The sequence below is a fragment of the Paracoccus sp. FO-3 genome (assembly GCF_006386455.1).
Classification (GTDB): Bacteria; Pseudomonadota; Alphaproteobacteria; order Rhodobacterales; family Rhodobacteraceae; genus Paracoccus; species Paracoccus versutus.
The window spans coordinates 1-1,547 of the sequence record NZ_VCBQ01000252.1 but is presented as its reverse complement, the minus strand read 5'-3'; the positions used below and the strand labels follow the sequence as shown (position 1 = coordinate 1,547).

At 68.6% G+C, this 1,547-nt stretch carries 2 protein-coding genes; one reads left to right on the top strand and one right to left on the bottom strand.

Features of this window, described 5'->3' with window-relative positions; all coding sequences use genetic code 11:
* Window positions 1-430: 430 nt before the first annotated feature.
* Window positions 431-883 carry a DUF1801 domain-containing protein gene (locus tag FE811_RS26795; RefSeq protein WP_072462476.1) on the top strand — a complete coding sequence of 151 codons (453 nt, stop codon included), beginning with the start codon at window positions 431-433 and terminating at the stop codon, window positions 881-883.
* A 182-nt stretch (window positions 884-1,065) separates the two neighbouring features.
* Here FE811_RS26795 and FE811_RS26790 read toward each other — a convergent pair whose 3' ends face one another.
* On the bottom strand, window positions 1,066-1,383 hold the full coding sequence (locus FE811_RS26790) for a hypothetical protein (RefSeq protein WP_036761050.1): 318 nt from the start codon (window positions 1,381-1,383) through the stop codon (window positions 1,066-1,068).
* Between the last annotated feature and the right edge of the window lie 164 nt (window positions 1,384-1,547).

The following is a 1,547-nucleotide window of genomic DNA, read 5'->3' as shown; positions in this document are numbered from 1 at the left end:
GGCAAGGGCTAAGGGCTGGCGCATCGGGGCACTCCGTAACATTCGGCCGGACCCGGCCGGGCGACAAGGTATCACACGGGCGCGGCTTCGCCCCCGTTTCGCGACGCTTTTAGCGTGGTTCCCGCCGCGACGCGACCATGGTTTTGCCATCCGGGCCGGGTTGTAAATGCGGCCGATTGTACCCTGCCGCCGCGGAAATGACCTTGTATTTCAGTAAGGAAGCGGTCCGGCAGGCCGGGCCTGCATCGCGCCGGCGCCGGGCAGGGCGGGCAGGGGTTGCCGCTCTTGTGATCCCGGTCGCGGGGGGCTTTCCCTGCGGCCGGTTTGCTGCAACGCTGGACAGGCATCGGCCGGAGCGCGCCCGGCCCGCCGGCAAGGCGGCGGTCGCGACAGGGGGCGGCCCGGCCGGAACCCGAAAGCGGAGGCGAAGATGACCAGCAGAAAGACCCCGAGCGCCGAGGGAACGAAGGGGCAGGGCGCGGCGGGCCCGGTGCTGTTGTCGGGCGGCAATCCCCAGATCGCCAAGGGTTATGGCGACGGCCCGGTCCAGGCCTATATCGCCGCCATGCCGGAATGGAAAAGCGACCTCGGCCGGCGGATGGACGACATCATCACGCGCGTCGTCCCCGGCGTGCGCAAGGCGGTCAAATGGAACTCGCCCTTCTACGGGATGGAGGACGACCTCTGGTTCCTCAGCTTTCATTGCTTCACGAAATACGTGAAGGTCACGTTCTTTCGCGGCGCCGCGCTGGAGCCGCCGCCGCCGGGCAAGTCCAAATATCCCGAGGTGCGCTATCTCGACATCCGCGAGGGCGGGTTCGACGAGGCGCAGTTCGCCCGCTGGGTCAAGCAGGCCAGCCGGTTGCCGGGCGAGAAGCTGTGACGGGGCCGCATCGCCGCGCCGGACTTCGCCGCGCGGCGGGCTTTGCCTGGGGAAAGACGCCGGGAAAGACGCCGGGAAAGACGTGGGGGCGGGGGGCGAAAGCCCCCGCGGTCGCGGCGGCGGCCTCTGTGGTCATGGCGTGGCAGGCGGGGCGGCTGCCGCGACAACCCGCGGCTGCGGGCCTAGTCCACGATGCGGTCCACCTGGCGGATGATCGACAGCACCTGGGCGCTTTCCGGGTCGTAGCGGATCAGCTTGCCGTCCACGATGCCGTAGCGGCTGCCCGAGGGCGCCTCGCTCATCCCGTAAAGTCCGGGGCGCGTCACCTGGTGCAGGCGCGCGCTGTCCAGCCGGTCCCCGACCCGCAGCATGGCGGATTGGCCGAAGGTGGCCTGGGCGTTGGCCTTGGCCGCCTGGCCCACCCCTTGCGCAAGGGTGGCCGGCGCGAGGAGGCCAATCAGGGCCGCGGCGAGAATCAGGCTCTGGCGATTGCGTAACATGGCTTCCAGCCTGGCACGAAAATCCTTTATCAAAGGTTAAACGCCGCAAGCCCCCGATCGGCTCCCTCACGAATCCGAGAAATCAGCCTTCCCGGTGTCGTCCGACGAATCTCGGGAGCATTGCTGAGAAGTCCTGGCCCTTTCCGTCCTCGTCCTCGACGAAG

Excerpts from the sequence above, each read along its gene's own strand:
- FE811_RS26795 (WP_072462476.1), top strand. The coding sequence starts at position 431 with ATGACCAGCAGAAAGACCCCGAGCGCCGAGGGAACGAAGGGGCAGGGC.
- FE811_RS26790 (WP_036761050.1), bottom strand. The coding sequence starts at position 1,383 with ATGTTACGCAATCGCCAGAGCCTGATTCTCGCCGCGGCCCTGATTGGC.